General features: G+C 63.8%; 20 protein-coding genes. 11 read left to right on the top strand and 9 right to left on the bottom strand.

What is annotated here, in order from left to right; all coding sequences use genetic code 11:
* The 3 genes from J7I79_RS24485 to J7I79_RS23670 form a co-directional block, all read left to right on the top strand.
* The coding region (locus J7I79_RS24485) for an RHS repeat domain-containing protein (protein WP_251043219.1) at positions 1–416 on the top strand (416 nt) is incomplete at its 5' end.
* The gene (locus J7I79_RS24480) at positions 391–2,142 is read left to right on the top strand and encodes an RHS repeat-associated core domain-containing protein (protein ID WP_285291507.1); all 1,752 of its coding nucleotides are present in this window, start codon (positions 391–393) and stop codon (positions 2,140–2,142) included. The genes J7I79_RS24485 and J7I79_RS24480, both read left to right, overlap by 26 nt.
* Before the next feature lie 19 nt (positions 2,143–2,161).
* Positions 2,162–2,428: a hypothetical protein gene (locus tag J7I79_RS23670; RefSeq protein ID WP_214957655.1), complete on the top strand. Its 267-nt coding sequence runs from the start codon at positions 2,162–2,164 to the stop codon at positions 2,426–2,428.
* A 182-nt stretch (positions 2,429–2,610) separates the two neighbouring features.
* On the opposite strand, the gene J7I79_RS23665 is transcribed toward J7I79_RS23670, so the two are convergent.
* On the bottom strand, positions 2,611–3,177 hold the full coding sequence (locus tag J7I79_RS23665; RefSeq protein WP_214957654.1) for a recombinase family protein: 567 nt from the start codon (positions 3,175–3,177) through the stop codon (positions 2,611–2,613).
* 181 nt (positions 3,178–3,358) lie between these two features.
* Here J7I79_RS23665 and J7I79_RS23660 point away from each other — a divergent pair, with 181 nt between their 5' ends.
* The 5 genes from J7I79_RS23660 (at position 3,359) to J7I79_RS23640 (ending at position 5,645) form a co-directional block, all read left to right on the top strand.
* A complete protein-coding gene (locus tag J7I79_RS23660) occupies positions 3,359–3,532 on the top strand; it encodes a hypothetical protein (RefSeq protein WP_214957653.1) in 174 nt (57 codons plus the stop codon).
* Between the two features lie 6 nt (positions 3,533–3,538).
* Entirely contained in the window at positions 3,539–4,279 is a 741-nt protein-coding gene (locus tag J7I79_RS23655) for a TIR domain-containing protein (RefSeq protein ID WP_214957652.1), read from the top strand.
* Positions 4,280–4,686: 407 nt separating this feature from the next.
* Complete coding sequence (locus J7I79_RS23650; RefSeq protein ID WP_214957659.1) at positions 4,687–4,824, top strand: hypothetical protein; 138 nt, start codon at positions 4,687–4,689, stop codon at positions 4,822–4,824.
* Positions 4,825–4,916: 92 nt separating this feature from the next.
* The gene (locus J7I79_RS23645; RefSeq protein WP_311380660.1) at positions 4,917–5,216 is read left to right on the top strand and encodes a hypothetical protein; all 300 of its coding nucleotides are present in this window, start codon (positions 4,917–4,919) and stop codon (positions 5,214–5,216) included.
* A gap of 153 nt (positions 5,217–5,369) precedes the next feature.
* A complete protein-coding gene (locus J7I79_RS23640; protein ID WP_214957651.1) occupies positions 5,370–5,645 on the top strand; it encodes a hypothetical protein in 276 nt (91 codons plus the stop codon).
* A 61-nt stretch (positions 5,646–5,706) separates the two neighbouring features.
* Here J7I79_RS23640 and J7I79_RS23635 read toward each other — a convergent pair whose 3' ends face one another.
* From J7I79_RS23635 to J7I79_RS23615, 5 genes are all read right to left on the bottom strand, one after another.
* Positions 5,707–6,297, bottom strand: a complete 591-nt coding sequence (locus J7I79_RS23635; protein ID WP_214957650.1) for a hypothetical protein — start codon at positions 6,295–6,297, stop codon at positions 5,707–5,709.
* 10 nt (positions 6,298–6,307) lie between these two features.
* The gene (locus tag J7I79_RS23630) at positions 6,308–6,571 is read right to left on the bottom strand and encodes a ParB family protein (RefSeq protein WP_214957649.1); all 264 of its coding nucleotides are present in this window, start codon (positions 6,569–6,571) and stop codon (positions 6,308–6,310) included.
* Positions 6,561–6,752, bottom strand: coding sequence for a hypothetical protein (locus tag J7I79_RS23625; protein WP_214957648.1), 192 nt, complete (start codon positions 6,750–6,752; stop codon positions 6,561–6,563). The genes J7I79_RS23630 and J7I79_RS23625 overlap by 11 nt, the downstream gene beginning before the upstream one ends.
* Before the next feature lie 98 nt (positions 6,753–6,850).
* Positions 6,851–7,390 (bottom strand): single-stranded DNA-binding protein, encoded by a 540-nt coding sequence (locus J7I79_RS23620; protein ID WP_214957646.1) that lies wholly within the window; start codon positions 7,388–7,390, stop codon positions 6,851–6,853.
* Between the two features lie 210 nt (positions 7,391–7,600).
* Positions 7,601–8,557, bottom strand: coding sequence for a recombinase family protein (locus tag J7I79_RS23615; protein ID WP_214957644.1), 957 nt, complete (start codon positions 8,555–8,557; stop codon positions 7,601–7,603).
* A 1,606-nt stretch (positions 8,558–10,163) separates the two neighbouring features.
* On the opposite strand from J7I79_RS23615, the gene J7I79_RS23610 reads away from it, so the two are divergent.
* Positions 10,164–14,150 (top strand): DUF6531 domain-containing protein, encoded by a 3,987-nt coding sequence (locus tag J7I79_RS23610; protein ID WP_214957642.1) that lies wholly within the window; start codon positions 10,164–10,166, stop codon positions 14,148–14,150.
* A gap of 14 nt (positions 14,151–14,164) precedes the next feature.
* Entirely contained in the window at positions 14,165–14,536 is a 372-nt protein-coding gene (locus J7I79_RS23605) for a hypothetical protein (protein WP_214957641.1), read from the top strand.
* A gap of 233 nt (positions 14,537–14,769) precedes the next feature.
* Here the strand turns inward: J7I79_RS23605 and J7I79_RS23600 are convergent, their stop codons facing one another.
* The 3 genes from J7I79_RS23600 to J7I79_RS23590 form a co-directional block, all read right to left on the bottom strand.
* Entirely contained in the window at positions 14,770–17,784 is a 3,015-nt protein-coding gene (locus J7I79_RS23600; protein ID WP_214957639.1) for a Tn3 family transposase, read from the bottom strand.
* 288 nt (positions 17,785–18,072) lie between these two features.
* Positions 18,073–18,669 carry a recombinase family protein gene (locus J7I79_RS23595; RefSeq protein WP_214957637.1) on the bottom strand — a complete coding sequence of 199 codons (597 nt, stop codon included), beginning with the start codon at positions 18,667–18,669 and terminating at the stop codon, positions 18,073–18,075.
* Positions 18,670–19,026: 357 nt separating this feature from the next.
* Positions 19,027–19,572, bottom strand: coding sequence for a chlorite dismutase family protein (locus J7I79_RS23590; RefSeq protein WP_214957630.1), 546 nt, complete (start codon positions 19,570–19,572; stop codon positions 19,027–19,029).
* Positions 19,573–19,947: 375 nt separating this feature from the next.
* Here J7I79_RS23590 and J7I79_RS23585 point away from each other — a divergent pair, with 375 nt between their 5' ends.
* On the top strand, positions 19,948–20,403 hold the full coding sequence (locus J7I79_RS23585) for a hypothetical protein (protein ID WP_251043218.1): 456 nt from the start codon (positions 19,948–19,950) through the stop codon (positions 20,401–20,403).
* The last annotated feature ends 4 nt before the right edge of the window (positions 20,404–20,407 follow it).

Below are 20,407 nucleotides of genomic sequence, written 5' to 3'. Positions count from 1 at the left end.
CCACCTACAACGCCAACAACACGCTGTCCAAGATCGTCAGCCCCGCGGGAGGAACCGGAGCCGGCGGCGAAACCAGCTACACGTACCCGGCGCCCTCCGGCTTCAACGGCCTCTTCGAGTACCGGCCCCTAACGTCCACGAACAGTGAAGGGCAGGTCAGCACCTTCAGCTACGACGTGAACACGACATACGTGAAGAAGATCCAGACGCCCGGTCCCAGCGGCGGCGCCGGCGGGGCCCCGACCCGGAATTACCAGTCCGATGACGCCGGCACGACCTGTTCGGCCCAGCGCGGCCAGCTGTGCAAAACTACGGACGGGAACGGCAACGTCACTTCCTACACCTACGACGCGGACCGCAATCCCGTCACGGTGACCCGCCCCGCGCCCCTTGGGCGGTATCACCAATACCTTTGACGCCGCGGACCGTCTGACCAGTTCCAAGGACGGCAAGAACCAGACCCTGATCTACACCTATGACAACAACGACCGGCTCACCGAGACCCGGCAGGGCGCGACCTGCGTCGCCGCGACCTGTGTGACCTATACCTACGACGCGAACGGGAACCTCTCCCAGCGGGTGGACGGGTCCGGAACCACCACCATTACCTACGACGCGCAGAACCGGGCCACGGCCAAGACCATGGGTGGCACCACGACCTCGCTCACCTACGACGGTGCCTCGAACATCCTGACCTCGGTGGACCCGCTCGGGACCGTGACCTATAAGTACGATGCGGCGAACCGGCTGATCTCCCTGGCCGAGCCGGGCGGATCCTGCCCGGCGACCCCGGCGTTCCCGAACGCCACCAAATGCACCGGCTTCGACTACGACGCCAACAACCGCCGCACCGTCACGAAATACCCGAACGGCGTGAAAAACACCACGGTCATCGACCCGGCGGGGCGGATCACCTCGATCACGGCCACGAACACCAGCGCCGCCGTGCTGGCCAAGCGCGCCTACACCTACACCGTGAACGGCACCAAGGACGGTGCCCTGCGCAAAACCGTCACCGACCAGGCCGGCGCCGTCACGACCTACACCTACGACGAGGTCAACCGTTTGAAGCAGGCTGTAACCGGTACCCTCACCGAGACCTGGAGCTACGACAAGAACGGCAACCGGACCATCGACACCCGGACCGGGACCGGGAACGTGTACAACGCCTACAACGCCGCCGACCAGCTCTGCTGGGTAGGCTCCAGCGCCGGGGCCTGCGCCTCACCCCCGTCAGGGGCGATCATGTACGCCTACGACGCCAACGGCAACACCACCACCGCCGGGACCACCACACAGTCCTACAACGTCTTTGACCAGTTCACCACCAACAACGTTGGCGGCACCACCAACTACACCTACACCGGCACCCGCAACGACGAACGCCTCACCGCCGGGCCAACGTCCTTCCTCAACGGCGCACTCGGCATCACCCGCCAAACCACCTCCGGGGCGAGCACCTCGTTTATCCGGGACCCGGACGGTGCCCTGATCAGCATGCGCAACAGTGCCGGGGCCAGTTTCTACTACACCACCGACGCCCTCGGCTCCATCATCCTGCTGACCGACAGCGTCCAGGCTGCAGCTGCGACCTACGCCTACGACTCCTGGGGCCAACCCACCGTCTCCACCGGTGCCCAGGCAGCAGTGAACCCCTGGACCTACGCCGGCGGATACAACGATACGTCCAGCAACCGCATCAAATTCGGCGCACGCTACTACAACCCCTACCGCGGCCGCTTCACCCAACCCGACCCCTCCGGCCAGGAACAAAACCGCTACCTCTACGCCGGAGCAAACCCCGTCAACAGCACCGATCCCACGGGCCTGCTTTCTCTGGGAGAAGCTGTTGGCGGCGCCATCGGGCTCATTTTCACCAGCGGTGCCATAGGACTGGGATGTGCCGCCACGCTGGGAGTCGGCTGTGCCGTGGGGGTTGCAGTTGCATTTGGTATCGCCGGCGGCGCCGTGGGCGGCCTGACCGGCAAAGCAGTCGCGGCTAGGATTGATGGGAAAAGTCGTGCCGAAGTCAACAGTGCTGCCCTCGGAGGATTCGTCCAAGGAGCCGTTAGCGGTGCGATAGCTGGCGCAAGTCGCGGGGTCCAGGATCAAATTATCGATATAGGTTCATGGCTGAAATAGCGTAGAACGAGGAGAAACAATGTCGAAAGTCTATAAAGGCCTAATAACTCTGCTCGTGGTCGCGGTGCTAACCAGTGTTGCAGGTTGGCTCCTGGGCCCGGGCGCGGCTGGAACGACCTTCCTCGTCTTGTGCATCATTATCGGTGGCTATCTGGGGACCGGATGGGGTGGCAGACAAGCAACTAAGACGCATGAATATCGTGAGGAATGGCTGCACGGCACAAAGAGGACAAAAGGGGTTCAGGACACCAATAAAGATTTGGGAGAAGACGGCCCAACCCAGTAGCGCTCTACGCTAAATGCAACAAACTCTGGTGATCGTGGACAGCCGGAGGCTCAACGATCTCATCGTCAGCGAAGTAATCGATCAGCCGTATCACTACAGCATCTTGCCGTTCTGGCGTAAGAAGTAACTGGACCGGCAAGCAGGGAGCGTCCTCCTGGCACGACGGACTTCGCTAGTAATCCCTAACGAATGTCGTCGATCCTTGCTAGGGCACGGGCTACGGCCATGCGGCTTACACCCATGGTCCGGCCAATCTGGGACTTGTTCTGTCCGGCTTCGTGGAGCAGAACCGCAGTCTGAACGCGCTCGGGCGTCATGACCGTAGGGCGGCCACCGACTCGGCCCTGGGAGCGCGCATGTGCAAGGCCGGCCATGGTGTTCTCCCTGATGGTGTCGATGCGCAGCTGCGCGAACACGGCTACGATGCCGTAGAACGCCTTCCCCATCGGCGTGGTGGTATCAACCTCGGGTTCCGTCAGGGATCGGATATTGATACCCCGCTCTGCCAGCTCGCTAATGAGCTGGAACAAGTGCCATTCCCCCGACACTCTGTCGAGTCTGTGGACCAGAAGGGTGTCTCCGGCACGCATGTAGTCCAGGCAGGTCACCCACCGGGGGCGGTCCCGGATCCTGCTGGAATCTCCGTGGTCAGTAAATACCCTCGATGCTCCTGCAGCGGTGAGGGCGTGTTCCTGGTACTGCGGGTCCTGGTCCCGAGTGGACACTCTGGCGTAGCCGATGATGTTCAATGTGCGGCTCCTCTCTGCCCACAAACCTACCGTCCCCGGAAACGTGCGAAACAGCTTCGTGCAATGGTTTCGTGCACTCATCGGTGGGCGTGTCGCGTAACGGGCGCGCAGCGCACGCAAACCGCCGTTAAACGGCATACCGATGCCAAGGCATCATGAAGGTTTGGCGTACTCTGCCTATATGGCTCACGACACCCCATCAGCAGAAACCGACTACGAGGACCTGCACGTCACCGTGGTGGATGCGCTGCGTTACGACATATCGGGCGACGAGGCCTTGGACCATGCCGCCCACGAAGTCCTGGCCCGGCTCCGAAGTAGCGGACTGTCCATCCCCGCTAAGCCTTCGACCTAGAATCCCATGGAGAAGTCAAAGGTATTTCTTGGATCTTCCAGCGAGGGCAAAAACATCGCTGAGAAGTTGGCTGTTGCCCTGGACGGCTTCGGACTGACCGAGTCCACGGTGTGGACCCACGGCACATTCCGTCCCGGCCGGCACGTACTCGGCTCCCTGGTGGACCAGGCAAGAACAGCGGACTACGCAATCATGGTCCTCAGCCCCGACGATCACGTGGAGAGCCGGGACACCACGACACAAGCGCCACGGGACAACGTTGTGTTTGAGCTGGGCCTGTTCATGGGAGCTTTGGGACCGGAAAGGACCTACATGGTCCTTCCGGACGGCGTGGACTTGAAGCTCCCCTCAGACGTCGCAGGAATCACCTACCTGCCCTATCCCGCCCGGGAAGACAACAACATGCGCGCGGCTCTGAGCGGTGTCGTCCACGACATCGTCGATGAAATCAAGCTGGCAGGGCCACGCAACAAAGCCCCAGCCAGGGCTCCGCAGCTATCGGCCTCCCCCACATCGCCCCGCGACGTCGAACAGGACCTTCGGATCCTGAGAAGCAACCTCGGCCCTCAAGGGTGGACATTCAAATGGAACGAGACCCGAACCAGGCTGAATGTAAAGGGGCCCCGCGGAACACGGCACACCCTGAAGATGGGACAACGCGCCACCATGCAGGCAGACTTTGATCAATTCCTAAGGGAACTTCGCAGCCGTGGCGCCAGATTTGATAGCAATCTTCGGCAGACATAACGCTGGATGACCTCCTGCGGATTTCCCGTGCGGGTTACTGCCGCAGGAGGCCGACGTTCCAACTTGGCATCTACCAAGGGCTCCCTATGGGCTTGCCACGTCTGATTGGTCCGCAAACGTCCAATCGGCCTTCAGTTCGTTCGTTACAGGATCGCCCTGTCCCGAACCGTTACAGGCTCCACCCGTTCCGGGACGCCACCTGGGCGCCTTCCCTGTCCGCCAAATGGCACACCTTTATCCCAACAAGCAAACTCTACCCAAGTTTCCGATGCATGCTTTATCGCTCCGTATGCGCTACTTTGCACACCAAAGGGGGTCGTGGCCGCGCAGTACGCTTGGCGAAGTCGAACTCCACTTCTAGACGGCAATCGGTCCCCGACGTGGCGGCCTAGGATATTGGGGTGAAAGTGACCCTGACTGTAGAAGCCGGCGACGGCCAGCTGAGCCACGTTGAAGCCGAAGGCGAGACGTACGAGAAGGCCAAGGCAGCGGCCGAAGTGAAGATCCCTGAAGGTTCCAAAGCCATCGTGATCCGCACGGCATAGCCAATTGCCTCAGCCGTTGCAGGGCCCAGACCGACGACTCACGCCAGACCTGTCCCCCATCATGCGGGACATTCTTGTCAGAAGGAAAAGCAGTGCGACTACGGAACTTGCTCGGCCGACGCCAAATGGCAGCCGCAGTGGAGCCCTCCCCTACTGCGGTGGCCGCGTCCAAGCAGCAGCTGACACCTGCACAGCTGGCGGATTTGAGAGAGGCCTGGGCCGAGCTAAACCAGGCGGCCGAAGATGCCGGAGTGAAGACGTTCCGTGCTTGCAGGCGTGACGGGAGCTCGAGCTCCTGGGAAGACGACCCTGAGGCCGTACGCAGCATGGCGGCCCTGATCAGGGGTATCCCGCGCGCGGCAGCTACGTCCACGGACGGCACAGCCCCGTAGGGAATGGACCTGCTAGTCAGTGGAGTGCAGAAGAGGCTTTACAAGGCATCACAATCGAAGCTGCCTAGTAACGGCCGCTATTTACCGCTTAACGGTCTGGCCTGGGCGTGGCGAACCGTAGGTTTATCGACATGCGGCGCCTACCGTTATCCCATGTCATCCAACGACGAGATTCTGAAGTCCGCCCAAGCCCAGTTTTCCCCGAGCGCAAACAAGAGAGTTCGGGTCCTAAACGCCTGGCGTCGTGAGGACTCCACGCTGGAAAGGCCGGCCCCAAATGGTTGGGAGGATGGCTGGACGGAGGTTCACCAGCTGGCCACCTACGCCGTCGTGGCTAAACTGCGCGATCAAGGCTTCACCGTGGTCAACCTGGCAACCGGCGGCACGACTCGTAGCCCCAAGGACGTGCCGATCACTAATCTCATCTAGGCTCACGGAAGCGCCCCCGCAAACTGCGGTTCTCGTGTTGGGCGTGCCAGCACGGAGAGAATCAGGGATTCAGATGCAGGGGGGTGTCCCATCGCTCGTAGCCCTCATCAACTGAGCCTTGCGCATATAGGGTGCTGCCCTTCGGGATCTTCCTTCTGAGCCTGTCCCACCAGCCATGTTCCTTGTACACAATGGTGATTGTTTCAACGCTGCTGGAAGGCCTTACGGAGACGAGTTCCGTGTCCCCCCTCCGATACACCTTCATAGGGAAGCCGGCGGCACTTGCGACTCCAAACTGGAGCCCAGAGCACATCTGGCCATACTCAAATCGCCGTATCTGCGCTGGCTTTCGGTGGATGCGCTCCAACCTCCAGTAACCACCGCCCACGGCCGTGAACGTCCAAGGCGACTCCATGCCGACTTGGCGCCAGTCGAGATAGGCCACTGCCAGGGCAATCAGGGCGATCCCCGTTCCGAAGATGCTCACGATCAGCGCCCACAGGGCGAGAATGTCTCCAGTGTCCGTCACAGTTGAAGCCTTTCCCACAGATGTCAGTTCATGTCCCTCACGACCGGCTACGGTTCGGGCGGCGGGAGCCCGAACCATTTCTATCAGTTCTTCGCTTTCAGGCACTTTTCGCCGTCGGTCCACTTCGCCATTGTTATGCGTCCTCGTTTCGGTGCTGCAATTCGTCCATGGTGCGTTGCCCCCTCCGCAGTGAACCCGGCGGGGCAGGGTCCCATTTTCTGCCCTGATTGTGTTTTCGCTGCAGGCGCTTTACTTCACGCATGGTGGCACGGACGATGAAGTCCGACACGCTCGCGTCACCTTCCAAGTGGCCGGCGGCCAGGAACGCTGCGCGGACCTGTCCAGCCTCGTCCTCCGTGAAGTAAGGAGTGAAGGCCGCGATCTTTTTAGACGGCATCCGCAAGGTATTCCTCCACAGCTTGCCGGTGTGTCAGGTGTCCCCGCAGTACCTCGCGGCCCAGTTCACGGGAACGTTCATCGGCGCGGCCGCCGGCGAGGTACTGTGCGGCGTCGGCGAAAGCAACGGCCTCGTCGATCTCGGATTCGGCCAGGGCGTCAGGGTCGCTGACTTCGGTCATAGTCTCAGCCTTTACGTTGAAGGAGATACCTCGCATTGGGGGCGTTAGTGGATCGTCCCACTCGTCTGCCGGCGCACCCATCCACTGGCTCTGACAGCTCACCAGTAAGCCGGTTCACCGTTGGGCCCGGGGTGGTGGATCCGCCCTTCCGGGTTGGCCTCTTTCCCGAACCACGGGTCATCATCGGCGAACTGCGTGGCCGGTTCACTAATGGGCCGGTAGGTGTCATCTCCGCCGTCCCTGCTGTTGTCCTTGCTGGTGTGCTGGGGGACGCTGCGGGTGCGGCTGACCGCCACGTTCTGGAATCGCATGGACAGGCCTATCTCTTCGACTTCGAGTTCGACCACGGTCCGCTTCTCCCCCGCCTTTGTCTCGTAGGCCCGGGACTTCAGCAGCCCGGAGGCAATGACGCGCATGCCCTTGGTGAGGGATTCCGCTACGTGCTCGGCGGCGTCCCTCCAGACGCTGGCGGGCAGGAACAGGGTCTCGCCGTCCACCCATTCATTCTTCTGCCGATCGAACGTCCTGGGCGTGGAGGCGATGGTGAAGTTCGCGACCGCGGAACCGCCCGGGGTGAACCGCAGTTCGGGATCGTTGGTGAGGTTGCCGATTACGGTGATGCTGGTTTCGCCTGACATTGGGTTCGTTCCTTCTCTACTGGTTTCGTTCGGTGCGGGGTCAGGTGGTTGTTTCTAGGCTTCGCGGACGCGGCCGGCAGCTGCTTCGATGCTGATGATCTGGTCGATCCGGGCTGGGTTCAGTCCGGACCAGTGGGGGTCGCCGTAGTACTCGCCGAAAATCGGGCGGATATGGCTGACCAGCGATGACCGGGCCGGTCTTGGCCAGTGTCAGGTGCTCGGGTGGAGCGTGGCGAAGTCGGCGTGGGCCTGGTCAACGGCTTCGGGGTAGGCCTGGCGTTTCTCGTGCTCGGTGAGCGCCCGGTAGATGCTGGCCAGGCTGGGGTTGCGGCCTTTGCGCTTGCCGGTGGGGATGATCAGGTCCGGGCGGATGTCCTCCACGGACTCACCGTTCGCGCGGCGGCGCAGGACGGTGTGCAGCATGTCGTCGGTGATCACCGGCGGGCGTCCGCCGTGGTTTCCCTTGCGGGCCGCGGCATTCAAGCCTTCGAGGGTGGCCTCGCGGATGTTCTCGCGTTCGGTCTCGGCCATCGCGGCGAAGAACGCGAACAGCACCCGGCCGGTGCCGGTCGGGTCGTAGATCCCGGTGAGCGGCCCGGCGAGCATCTCCAGGGCGATGCCGTGCGCGGTGAGGTGATCGGCCAGCGCGGTCAGCTCGGCGGAATCCCGCCCGAGCCGCTTCATCTCATAGACGGTGAAGATGACCCGGCAGTGCGGGGCGTGGGCCTTGATCTGCCGGGCTGCCTCCAGAGCGGCCTCGAACTTCGGGCGGACCCGCACGCGGGTGGAGACCTTCTCGGCGAAGATCTCCTCGAGTGGGATGCCGTGCGCGGCCAGCGCATCCAGCTGGGACTGGAGTTCCTGGGTCAGGTGGGAGCAGCGGGCGTAGCCGACGCGAATGTCCGCGCTCGGCGTGCCTGCGGGGATTGGTGCCGGCGGCGCAGTGCCCGGCCGCCACGGCTGGCCGGGTCCGCGGTCGGCCGGGGTCGGCACGCGCAGCTCCTTCGCCAGGCGAGGGACTTTGGCGAACCGGCCGGTGTGGTAGGTCGAGGCGACCGCACCGGCACGGGACCGGCACGGCGAGCCGGGCTGGACTTCGCAGCGGGGGCACGGGTGCCGCTCGACCTCATCGGCGTCGGATGGGGCGGTGGCTTCGGGCTCGCTCATCATCCTAAAATCCTCTCACAAACATTTCTTAGAAGCTGATCCACGCCTTCTTGAGTGAGAATGGGTTCTGAGAACAAATCCGACCTTCGCCGGTCAGCCGAGCCTCATTGTCGATCGCTTTCTCAGAATCGAGCGTTTGTGAGACACGCCTGGCAGCAGGGAGCATTCAGGGTTCGCGGGTATGTTGACGTGTGACCTTCTACGCTATCCGGCACGGTTTTTGCGTCGTTATTTGCCACCGTCACCAGGGCCCACCCGTGGTTGGCAGATCCCAGGGGACCCGGATGAGTCGTAGATGGCCTATGTGGGGATGCTAGGGAGGAAGAGTTCTAGTCGGATTTCCGGGCAGGAAACGGAACGGCTGCACGGTAACGGTCGTTTCGAACATGATCCCGTACCGCGCAAGGGAACGTCCCTTTCAACAGGAGATCCCTCGAAGCTGCAGTGCCTCAAGATCAGCGGGACGTTCCGGGGCGATAGCAATCCTGAACCCTAGTCTTTCCTCAGGATTTGATCAAGATCGTTGATTGTTCCGGACGAGCCCTCCTACTGTTGCATATCACTCGTTGGGGGATCGGGCTTTCGCGATATTGGATCGCCTTGGATCTATCGCGTAGAAAGTTCGATGCGGAATGGATACTGTCCGGCGCCGGCGCGAGCCTGCCTTCCTCCCGCCATTTTCTGCAGCTCCTCTGGCCCAGTCTCACATCCAGTCTGAAGGCCTCAGCCCACTCCTGAAGAGTATCGGCGTTGTGGTGGGGGGATTGTGATGACCGGAGAAGCCCGTCCTATTTCTGGGTTCAGGCTGTGGCTGGCGGTTCTACTTGTCTTGGCTGTGGGACCCGCCGGCCTGGTCGGTATTGCCGGTGCGTTGCCGGAGGCCCAGGCTGCGCCGACCGTCATCACGTCCCAGACGCTTACCGCGGATACCGTGTGGACGACCGCGGATTCGCCTTACTGGGTGCAAAACAGGTTGAAAGTCGCTGCGGGTGTGCGATTGACGATCGAGCCCGGCGTCGTTGTGAAGATTGGCAACCCGGCAGACAGGACTGGGCGTATAGATGTCGACGGGCAGCTGGCAGCGCGCGGGACTGCTGCTGCGCCGATCGTTTTCACCTCACATCGCGATGATTCCATCGGCGGAGACACCAACGGGGACGGCGCCGCCACATCCCCCGCGCCAGCGGACTGGTATCAGATCTATTTCAGTGACAGCGCAAAGGTCCAGTCTGTAATCGACAGAACCCGCATCCGCTATGGCGGCTACGGGTCGGGGCATGTCTGTGGGGCCTACGCCAGTGTAACTGTGGCCTCAAGCGCATCTCTCTCGCTGACGAACAGCGACCTGCAGCATAGCCAATATGCCGGCATCTATGTTGGTTCTGGCGCCGGGGACGTGAGAGTGGCCAATAACCGCTTCTCTGATAGCGGCTGCGGCGCAATCGCCTTTACGGGATCCTTCACAGACAACGTATTTGAGTCGTCAATCCAGACATATGCAGCACGGTTTTACACCCCCAATGGCATCAAGTTCTACGACAACCATGCAGCAAAAGCCCTTCAAGTCGTTGCATCGAGCACTGCACCCACACGCGAGCAACTCGATATGCAGGGCAATGCACTGCTGGGCGGAGTGGAACCCTTCCTAAGCAGTCCCGCTCCACAGGACATTTCACTCAACTGGTGGGGACGGGTCATTGAAGACCAGCCCAGTGGCTGCTATGACTACAACACCACGTACATACCGGCCGTAACGTACACCGTCGTAAACGGCAGCGCTTGCTACCAGCAGGGCAAGCAGACCATCACCGGCTATTTCACGAAGGTCACCCCGGCGATGACGGAAGCCCCGCCGATGCCCTCGGCGGGTGTGAACGGGGTGGGGACGTACGCCGGGTCCGTGGACGAGGGCCAGGTGTACGGCCCGGACGGGGGTTCGGAGTTCGGCTCCGCTCCGGTCGGCTCGCAGGCCGATCCGGTGAACACCGCGATCGGCGCACTCGTGCACTCCGAGTCCGACCTTGGCCTGGCCTCGAAAACCGGAAGCCTGTCGGTAAACCGCTTCTACACCTCCGCCGACGCCAACGACGGGCCGTTTGGCCGCGGTTGGAGCCTGGGCTACGACATCCGCCTGACCGTGCAGGGAACCGAGGCCGTGCTGAAGGCCGGGACAGGCCAGCGGATCCGCTTTACCGAGAACGCGGACGGAACCTTCACGGCGCCGACCGGGGCGACCTCAGGCCTGACCCGCAACCCTGATGGAACCTTCACGGTGATGACGCGCTCGGGACTTGTTCATGCCTTCGATGCCGCGGGGCGGCTGACGGCGCTGACGGACGGTTCGGGCCGCGGGCCGAGCTACACGTATGACGGCGGCGGGCGGCTGACCCAGGTCACGGACGGGAACCGGTCGATCTCCTTCACCTGGGACACCACGGCAGGGCGGATCACCGGCGCCCAGACCTCGGCCGGGCAGACCGTCACCTACAGCTACACTGGCGGACTGCTGACCGGTGTGACGAATGCCCTCTCCGGCACCACCACCTACACCTACGACGCCGGGCAGCGGCTGACGGAGATCAAGGCACCCTCCGGCCGCACCATCGTACGGACCGGATACGACATCATTACCGGGCGCGTGGCCGAGCAGTGGGACGGGCTGGGCAACCGCAGCGCCTTCGCCTGGGACGCCGCGACTTCGACCGCAACCATGACCGACCCTCGCGGCGGGGTCTGGAAGGACATCTACTCCGGCAACGTGCTGCAGCGCCGCATCGACCCGGTCGGCAACACCACGGACTACGAGTACGACACCCAGCTGCGGCTGATCGCCACGCATGGGCCGGACGGGATCCGCAACGCCCTGGACTACACGCCGGGCGGGGACGTTCAGTCCTTCCAGGGCACCACACGGATGGTCCGGTCCGAGTACAACGCCCAGCATCTGCCCACGACCACTACTAACGCCCGCGGCTATACCAGCACACGGGGCTACGACGCGGCGAACAATCTCACTCAGCTGTCCCGTCCCGACCCGGCCGGCGGGACCCTGACCAGCTCCTTCGGCTACGATGCAATGGGCAACGTCACCTCCGCCACGGATCCGAACGGCAACACCGGCACCTTCGAGTACAGCCCGGAGGGTGATCCGACGAAGGCCACCTCCCCGCTGGGCTCGGTGACGTCCATGGGCTACGACGCTGCCGGGCGGGTCACCAGCATGGTCTCCCCGCGCGGCAACGCCGCCGGGGCGGACCCGAACCAGTTCACCTGGCGGTACGAGTATGACGCGCTTGGCCGGATGGTGAAAGCCACCAACCCGGCCGGCCAGTACGAAACCGTCGAGTACGACGTGGATGGCCAAGTCACCAAAGCCACTGACACCGCGGGCCGCTCCACCACCTACCAGTACGACGCGGCCGGGCACGTCACCTCCCTCCAGGGGCCCGACTTGAGCGTCCCGGCCTCCACCACGGCCTATGACGCCAACGGCAACATCACCACGGTGACCGATTCCATGGGCCGGAGTACGACGTTCCAGTACGACGCTGCCAACCGTGCCACCACGGTCACCAACCCGTTGGGCACCTACACGCTCACCTACACCAAGCGGAACCAGATCGCGAGTGTCAAAGACCCGCAAAACGCCATCACCTCGTACAAGTACGACGCCGCGGGCAGGCTGACCCGGGCTGATCTGCCGGGCTCTGACAGTGACGTCACCTACACCTACGACCACAACGGCAACCGTGCCTCCATGGCGGACCCGAATGGCACCACCACCTACACCTACGACCCCCTCGACCGGTTAACGGCCGTCACCCGCGGTGGCCGGACGTTCACCTTCGCTTACGACGCCGCGTCCCGGCTGACCGGAATGACCAGTCCCGACGGGGCCGTTACCGGCTACACCTACGATGTCGACGGCCGCGTCACACAGGTCAAGAACGGCGCTGCCGTCGTCGCCGACTACACCCACGACCCGGAAGGCAACACCCTCACCGTCACCCGCGCCGACGGATCGACAGCTACCCGCACCTACAACAATCTGGGCCGGCTCACCAGGATCACCGACGCCACCACCGCCGCGACCCTGCTCGATGAGACTTACGCCTACGACGCCGGCGGCAACCCCCTCAGCATCACCCGCCCGGACGGAACCACCGACACCTTCAGCTACGACACCCTCGACCGGCTCACCAAGGCCTGCTACACCGCCGCCTGTGCGAGCAGTACCGAAGTCCTGGAATGGACCTACGACCACGCGGACAACATCCTCACCGAAATCCGCAACGGCCAAACCACCACGCACAGTTACAACACCCAGGGTCAGCGCACTCAAACCGTGGACCCTGCTGCCGGGACCACCGACTACACCTACGACTACCGCGGACAGGCCCTCACCGCCGGGAACAAAACCTTCACCTACACCAAAGGCGGCCGCACCGCCACGGCCACCACCCCGGCCGGAACCACCACCTACAAATACGACGGCGACGGCCGCCGCCTCAGCGCTACCCTCGGCACCGCCAAAACCACCTTCGAATGGGACCCCTTCTACCGGCTCGCCAACGAACTCGACATCAACGGAGCCCTCGTCCGCCACTACACCCACGGCGACCAGCCCCTCACCGCCCACGATGCGACCGGGGCAGCCGCCTACTTCCACACCGACAGGCTAGGCTCCATCCGAGCCGTAACCGACACCACCGGAACAGTCACATCAGCCGGCGCCTGGGAACCCTACGGAAGGCCCCGGGCCACCGGCCCGAACAACCCGAACGCCCCGCCATTGGGCTGGCTCGGCCAATACCAGGACCCCACCGGCCTGACCCACCTCCGAGCCCGCCAATACGACCCCGTCGCTGGGATGTTCTTCAGCCCGGATCCGGCAGCCTCTACCAGCATCTCCGGCACCTACACCTACGGCTCAGCCAACCCGCTCCGATACATCGACATCACGGGCCTGTTCTCCTGGGACGAAGCCCTCGGCGGAGTCCAGGACATCAGCGGCATCGTCTCCGACGTCGCCGGCGTCCTCGCCATCGTCGCACTGGCAACCGGCGTCGGCGCCCCGGTGGCAGCCGTCCTGGGCGGCATATCCATCGCGGCAGGAGCAGTCCACGCCGGCACAAAAGCCATCCAAGCCTACAAGACCTGCAACAGCGGCAAAGGCTCCTGCGGCGACGCCGTCGGAGAAGCACTCCTCTCAGTCGCGTGGATTCCCCCGGGCGGAAGACTCATCAAGGGAGCCGCGGCGGGAGCAGATGCCGTGGTCAAGAAGGTCGCAGCTCGAGGTGATGATCTCCTAAAGCCAGGGCCCTGGGCGGTTCAGTCCGTGCCGTCCAGCGCTCCGGGAAAAATCACGGCAAATGAGCGGAGAGAACTTAACGCAATCGGCGAGAAGTACGGCTGTCACTCTTGCGGAACCGTGACACCAGGAACAAAGAGCGGTAACTGGATCGGAGATCATCAAGCCCCCACTCGACTCAATAGCCCGGGTACGCCTCAGGTTCTGTACCCTCATTGCCAGAAATGCAGTAATGACCAGGGACTTTGGATCATCAATCAAATGCGCCAAGGCAATTTGTAGGTTGAGGAGGGGCGATGGATCGCGAAATGGTAGCCGACTTTCCATGGGGCTTGCTGCTAGTGACTGACGTCGACGCGACGGACGTCATTCCAAGATGGGATTCCGATGAACAAATAGCTACAGCATCAGAGACTGCCGTGGTGGTCCGAATCCGTCATGCGGATGAAGGCGATGTTATCGTTTGCGTTCTCGGATCGCTGGAAGAGAGCGAAGGTGAGTGTGTTTTTGACGGTCGCCTCAGAGTTGAAAGCGGGATCCTGAGGGTCAGCGATGCGTTGGGGCAAAACTCAATTGACACAGCAGTTGAACCAGGATTCCATCGAGTTCGAGTTTTCGTCACCCCTGTCAATGAAGCAGAAAGGGTTGAGCTCCTAATTGACTCGTAGCGACGCTGGCATGCGGTGAGCGAGGAAAATTTCATGGACTTCGCCGACGGACTTGGCCAGCGGTGGTATCGGTTTTGTCAGTCTCGCCGATGCGAGCACCGTCATGGACCAGTTCGGCGGCCGCACGGAGATCGGGCTCGTTACCGTGTCGACGGCGTCTGCAGTGGAAGATCGGCTTTGGCTTTGGCTTTGGCGTTTACGTAGCCCCCGCGCCGCCCGGCCACGCCCTGGTGTCAGAAGAGGGTGTCGCGCACACGCAACGGCCGGTAGCCGGTCGGTCCGAGCTGAGCCAGCTCGCCCTCGATGTCCACGTCGATGGAGCCGAAGAAGTTGATGTTCTCGCTGTGCGCCGGCGAGATGTGCGCGAGGACTTCGTCGTCGATGCGCCGCCCGGCCTGCCGCATCGAATCCACCGCCAAGCCGTAATACTCCGTGGTCCAGGCCACCACGGCGTTGGTGACCAGCGTCAGGCACCACGCCTGCTCCGTCTGCTGCTCCAGATGCCGCGCCCGGACGGCGCCCTCGTGGGCGTAGAGCAGGTCCCGTTTGAGTGCGTGCAGCGACTCGCCCTTGTTCAGCTGCCGGGAGATCTTGCGCCGGTAGACCGGGTCGGCGAGGTAGCGGGCGGCGTAGATGGTGCGGCGCAGCGCCCCGTACTCCTTCAGGGCCGCTGCTAGCGCGTTCTGCCTGCCGGAGGCGGAGAGCTTGCCGACCAGCAGCGACGCGGTGGCGTGCCCGAATTTCAGTGACCCGGCCAGGCGGAGCAGGTCGTCGTAGTGCTCGGCGATCAGGTCGGTGTTCAGCTTGCGGGTCAGCAGCGGCCCCGTGTTTGGGTAGTCTGCCTCGACCTGCGCGCGGGATCCCATGCGGTTGAGGGTGATCTTGCCCAGGTCCCGGATGCGGGGCGAGAGTTGGAGTCCGAGCAGGTCGAACAGGGCGAAGTTGACCAGCGTCACGCCATGCGTGTCCGTCGCGTGCTCGGTGATGGGAATGTCGGTCGCGTTCCCCAGGATTTCGTCGAGAACGTAATGGGCTTCACGTTTCGTGGCGACGATGACCTTCGTGCCGTAGGCGGTGTGCTGGTCGGTCACGTGCGTGTACGTCGAGAGCCCTTCGTTCGCGAAATACCTGCTCAGAGCCCTGGCAGTGACGGACTTGCCGCGGGTCGGGAAGCGCTGGCCGTCCGATGAGGACAGGGTGCCGGTGCCGAACACCGGGGCCAGTGACAGGCGCTGGTGGTAGTCGATGAGCGCCAGGTTCGCCGCGCGCAGCGTCTCCTCCCGCACATACCACTCGGCAGTCCAGGCCAGCACGTCGTAGGAGATCCCGCACGCATCAGCCATCCGTGTCAGTCCGAGGTTGGTGGAATGGCTGATCAGCACCGCGATCAGGTTCCGCTTCAACTCCGGGCTGCGCGCCTGCTTGCCCCCGGCGTGGGTGAAGCAGTCCAGGTAGCCGGTGCGTTTGTCCAGCTCGATCAGCAACGACACGATCGGCGCGAACGGCAGCATCTCGGTCAGCTCCGCCTTCAAAGCCGTCGCCTCGGCCGGCACGTCCTCCGCCGACAACGGCGAGATCACCAGATCACCGTCCTCGTCCAGGCGGACCGGCCCGTCCCCGGCAGCCAGCACCTCCTCCAGCTCCCCGAGCGCCTCGCCCAGCTCGTCCTCCGCCGCGGCCAGCGCACGGGCCGGGTCAGCGGCCTTACCCACCAGCTGGCAGAACTCCCTGCGCTGGTTAGCCCACTTGTCCGCGGTCAGCAGGTAGGCGGCCGGGTCGGAATAGCGGCGCGAGCCCGGCACGAACACGTCCCCAGTGCGCAGTCCGTCGCGCAGGGCCAGCAACGTGCACAGCTCCCAGTAATGCCGGTAGGCGCTGGTGTTGCCGGACGTGGCCGCGGTCTCCAGGTAGCCGCGCCACCGCGCGGGCACGAACCCAGTCGGCGCGTCGGCCGGGACGCGGCGGGCGCCGGTGGCGTTGAGTCCGCGCAGGATCTCCACAGCATCGAGCAGCCCGGTCGCGGCGGTGCCGCCGGCGAACGTCACCGCGGCGAGCACCTGAGGGGTGAACTGCCGCAGATACCCGTAGGAGCCGCCCAAAGCCGCGAGGTGCCCGTGGTCGCGCGGCAATCGCGGGGCAGCCTGCGCCACCGCGGACCGCAGGCGGGCCCACCCGATCCGGTCACCACGGATCAGCCCGCCGACCTGCTCGTCGGGCACGGCCGGGTCGGTGACGATGGCCAGCAGGTCATCCAGCAGCGCCTGCCGGTCCTCGCCGGCCTTGCCCCGCTCGGCCAGCGCGTCGCGCATCTTCCGCTCAGCCTTGCTCTCCCGCGCGGAAATGGCCTGATCAAACAGCTGCACGACCTCATCGAGCACATCCGTCGCCGACTGCGCCAGCACCGTAAGCAGGATCGGGTAGCGGCGCTGCGGATCGCGCCGTTCCAGCGCCTGCGCGGTCAACCGGCGCCCGACCGTGGCCAGGAACCGACGCCGCTCGGCGGGCAGCACCGACAGGTCCAGGGTGTCCGCGCCCAGGGCCCGCAGGAACTCCAGCTTGGCGACCTCAGCCTTCACCGCGGCCGGGGACGCCTCGACAGGGCCTGTCGACAGCCACCGCAGCCGGGTCATACCGATCTCGGGGTCGGTCACCAGCAGAGCGTCCAACGCGGCGCACCGGGCGTCGGTAAACTCGCGCGCCAACCGGTCGAACGTCTCCCGCTGCGCCTCGGCGCGAGCATGTGCGACCCGCTCGACCACGGCCACCGGCCCTGGCCGGATCACCCGCGCCGAGATCAAGTACTCGCATCCCAGCCGGAACAACAACGTCGGCGAGTCGTGCTCCAACGACCGAGCCAGCAGGAACTCATCCAGCTCCTTGAGCTCCATCGTCGTGGGCAGCCGCCAGCCCAGATACTTCGCCGCCAGCCGCAGGTGCTCGGTCCGGGTCTTCGCCCGCCGCCCGTAGGACCGCAACTCGTCCGGGTCGACACCGAGCTGGTCAGCCAGCCGCGCCACCGCCACCGGCGGCGCCGAAGACACCTTGTCCGGCACGAACCCCAGCCACGGCAACGTACACAACGCCACCGCCAAACCGAGCCGGTCAGCCGGTCCACGCCCCCGGCCGGGATCGACGAACGCGACATCCGCCGGGGTCAGGGTGAAGAACCGGAACAACTCGTCCCGGCCGATCTCCGGGAACCCCCGAAGCCGATCCAGCTCCCCATCCGCGAACACCTGCGTAGCCAAGAACGACCTCCAACGAGCCCAAAAATTCCCAGCTCAGAAGCCTACCCCAGCCATATCCGCCCGATTCTCGGCGAGTACTACGGCGACCCCTACAGCCCGAGCGAAGCGAGGACCATTACACAGCGCCCAGCGCTGTGCGCCGCCAAAGTACACCGGGCGCCCTCAATCCGGTTGAAGACAGGCACCAGCGTTTTGAAAAGACACTGCTTTCTCAGGACACCCACCGCTCCCACTCCCGCAACGGAGCCGGGTATCAAAGTTGGCGCGATATGGCCGACTTTTGTGGTGCTAAATGGCAGCCTGCTGGCCGGCAAGGGCTCGTGACCGCCTGTAGAAGGTCGCTCGGGACATCCCCAGGTCGCGGGCAACCTGCGCCGCGGGCTCGCCGCCTTTGACCAGGCGCATAGCGCTTCTGATTTGGCTATCAGTAACCCGACGGGGCCGGCCACCGAGGTTCTTGCCAGCTTCTCTTCGCTTGATTATGGAATCCGTGACACGTTCGCGCTTGATCTCGTGTTCCATCTGCGCGAGAGCGGCCATAACGGTGAACAACATTGAACCCATCGGCATCGCAGTGTCGACGTCGCCTCCGCCCAGATTCAGGACGCGGAGGCCAGCGCCCCTGCTGCGGAGTTCATCGGCGAAGGCGAGCATGTTTAGGGTGGATCGCCCGAGCCGGTCCAACGTCGTGATGACGAGGGTGTCACCCTCCATAAGGGCGTCGAGAGCTTGATCGAACTGTGGTCGCGAAGCACGTGCTCCAGAGACTCCATGGTCAATGTACAGGTCATCGCGTCGAACCCCGGCGGCCAGTAAATCAGCCCGCTGCCGGTCGGTGGACTGCTGCCGTGTCGAAACTCGGGCGTACCCAATAAGTTTCGTCATGGCCTGCCTCCGAGTGTCGCATAACTAATGGTTAGTATGCCGTCTCAAGCAGACGGTTTCGAGACATAATTATGAGAATCTCCGGGCGCTAAGAAATTGGCGGATTTTGTCATTTTCAGGAGTCGTCTGCACGGAATGTCAGAAGTCGTCTGCACTGAGTATCCGAAGTCGAGTGCACAACTTCAGCTGGGCTGTGGCCCGGCTTCGGGATAGTCCCGCTGCTTGGCGGCGTCGGTCACTACGGGAAAAGCTAGGGACGGCGAAGGCGGTCAGGGCCACGAACGCGGACGCCGCCAGGGCCATCAGCCCCAAAGGGTGCGGTGCGCCGATCACGCTGGGTCCCGCCGGCCGTGGTAGCTACTGCTCGAGGCGGATGTCGATCTCGCGCTCGACGAAAGTCCATTCCTCGGTCGCGCGGAGCATGGCGACCAGTTCGTTGAACCCCGCTTCCTCGGCAGGGGCGAACTCGAACCACGTCAGGAAATCGAACGGCTCACCGAGGTCCCGGCTGTGGTGGAGTCGGCGTGCCACGGCTGGCAGGTACTTCAAGCCGATGGCGATGTGCTGGGAGTGTTCCTCGACGAGCGCCCGCCGCTCGTCTTGTGAAAGTGCCCACCACGCCTGCGATTTCTTGATCGGGATGAGGGCGGCGCGGGTCGCCTCTCGCCGCCCGAGGCGCGGCGAACGGGACACCAGTTCGTCGTGCTCCCGCTTCGTGACGTACCTCTCGTGGCTGACCACGCCGCGCAGCGCCCAGCTAGCTGCCTCAGGAGCGGCCCGCTCGCCCTCGAGGACCGCGACCCGCTCGACTCTCGGAAGAGGCGCCCCCTGGACTGCGGAGATACCACTCACGCGCCAGGCGCCCTCGTGGCCTCCTGCGAACACAACCGGGAGAATTGGCATGCCTCATAGTAGGGGCAAGCGGCCACCGACACCCAAACAGCTGCGGCGAACGGTGGTGCACACCCTCTTAGAAACGCGTATTTTCCGCGAATGATCAAGCAACCCCGAAGCGTGCGATTCACCCCTGGTCCACTCCGCTAACGTTCAGCCTCGCGTCGTCCACAGGCGGCCAAGACCACCACCGCCACCTACAACGCCAACAACACCCTGTCCAAGATCGTCAGCGCCGCGGGAGGAACCGGAGCCGGCGGCGAAACCAGCTACACGTACCCGGCGCCCTCCGGCTTCAACGGCCTCTTCGAGTACCGGCCCCTAACGTCCACGAACAGTGAAGGGCAGGTCAGCACCTTCAGCTACGACGTGAACACGACATACATGAAGAAGACCCAGACGCCCGGTCCCAGCGGCGGAGCCGGCGGGGCACCGACCCGGAACTACCAGTCCGATGACGCCGGTACCACCTGTTCGGCCCAACGCGGCCAGCTGTGCAAAACCACCGACGGGAACGGCAACGTCACTTCCTACACCTACGACGCGGACCGCAACCCCGTCACCGTCACCCGCCCCGCACCCCTGGGTGTCATCACCAACACCTTTGACGCCGCGGACCGTCTGACCAGTTCCAAGGACGGCAAGAACCAGACCCTGATCTACACCTATGACAACAACGACCGGCTCACCCAGACCCGGCAGGGCGCGACCTGCGTCGCCGCGAGCTGTGTGACCTACACCTACGACGCGAACGGCAACCTCACCCAGCGGGTGGACGGGTCCGGAACCACCACCATCACCTACGACGCGCAAAACCGACCGACGGGACTGTGGAATTAACGGT

Origin of the sequence: Arthrobacter sp. ISL-69 (assembly GCF_018613775.1) — a bacterium.
Lineage (GTDB): Bacteria > Actinomycetota > Actinomycetes > Actinomycetales > Micrococcaceae > Arthrobacter.
Note: the sequence above shows the minus strand (reverse complement) of the source record. Positions and strands in the feature narration are given on the sequence as shown.

Bases quoted from the DNA above. Each gene is read 5' to 3' on its own strand.
- J7I79_RS23670 (WP_214957655.1), top strand. From the start codon at position 2,162: ATGTCGAAAGTCTATAAAGGCCTAATAACTCTGCTCGTGGTCGCGGTG.
- J7I79_RS23660 (WP_214957653.1), top strand. From the start codon at position 3,359: ATGGCTCACGACACCCCATCAGCAGAAACCGACTACGAGGACCTGCAC.
- J7I79_RS23655 (WP_214957652.1), top strand. From the start codon at position 3,539: ATGGAGAAGTCAAAGGTATTTCTTGGATCTTCCAGCGAGGGCAAAAAC.
- J7I79_RS23640 (WP_214957651.1), top strand. From the start codon at position 5,370: ATGTCATCCAACGACGAGATTCTGAAGTCCGCCCAAGCCCAGTTTTCC.
- J7I79_RS23630 (WP_214957649.1), bottom strand. From the start codon at position 6,571: ATGCCGTCTAAAAAGATCGCGGCCTTCACTCCTTACTTCACGGAGGAC.
- J7I79_RS23625 (WP_214957648.1), bottom strand. From the start codon at position 6,752: ATGACCGAAGTCAGCGACCCTGACGCCCTGGCCGAATCCGAGATCGAC.
- J7I79_RS23620 (WP_214957646.1), bottom strand. From the start codon at position 7,390: ATGTCAGGCGAAACCAGCATCACCGTAATCGGCAACCTCACCAACGAT.
- J7I79_RS23615 (WP_214957644.1), bottom strand. From the start codon at position 8,557: ATGAGCGAGCCCGAAGCCACCGCCCCATCCGACGCCGATGAGGTCGAG.
- J7I79_RS23610 (WP_214957642.1), top strand. From the start codon at position 10,164: ATGCAGGGCAATGCACTGCTGGGCGGAGTGGAACCCTTCCTAAGCAGT.
- J7I79_RS23605 (WP_214957641.1), top strand. From the start codon at position 14,165: ATGGATCGCGAAATGGTAGCCGACTTTCCATGGGGCTTGCTGCTAGTG.
- J7I79_RS23595 (WP_214957637.1), bottom strand. From the start codon at position 18,669: ATGACGAAACTTATTGGGTACGCCCGAGTTTCGACACGGCAGCAGTCC.
- J7I79_RS23590 (WP_214957630.1), bottom strand. From the start codon at position 19,572: ATGCCAATTCTCCCGGTTGTGTTCGCAGGAGGCCACGAGGGCGCCTGG.
- J7I79_RS23585 (WP_251043218.1), top strand. From the start codon at position 19,948: ATGAAGAAGACCCAGACGCCCGGTCCCAGCGGCGGAGCCGGCGGGGCA.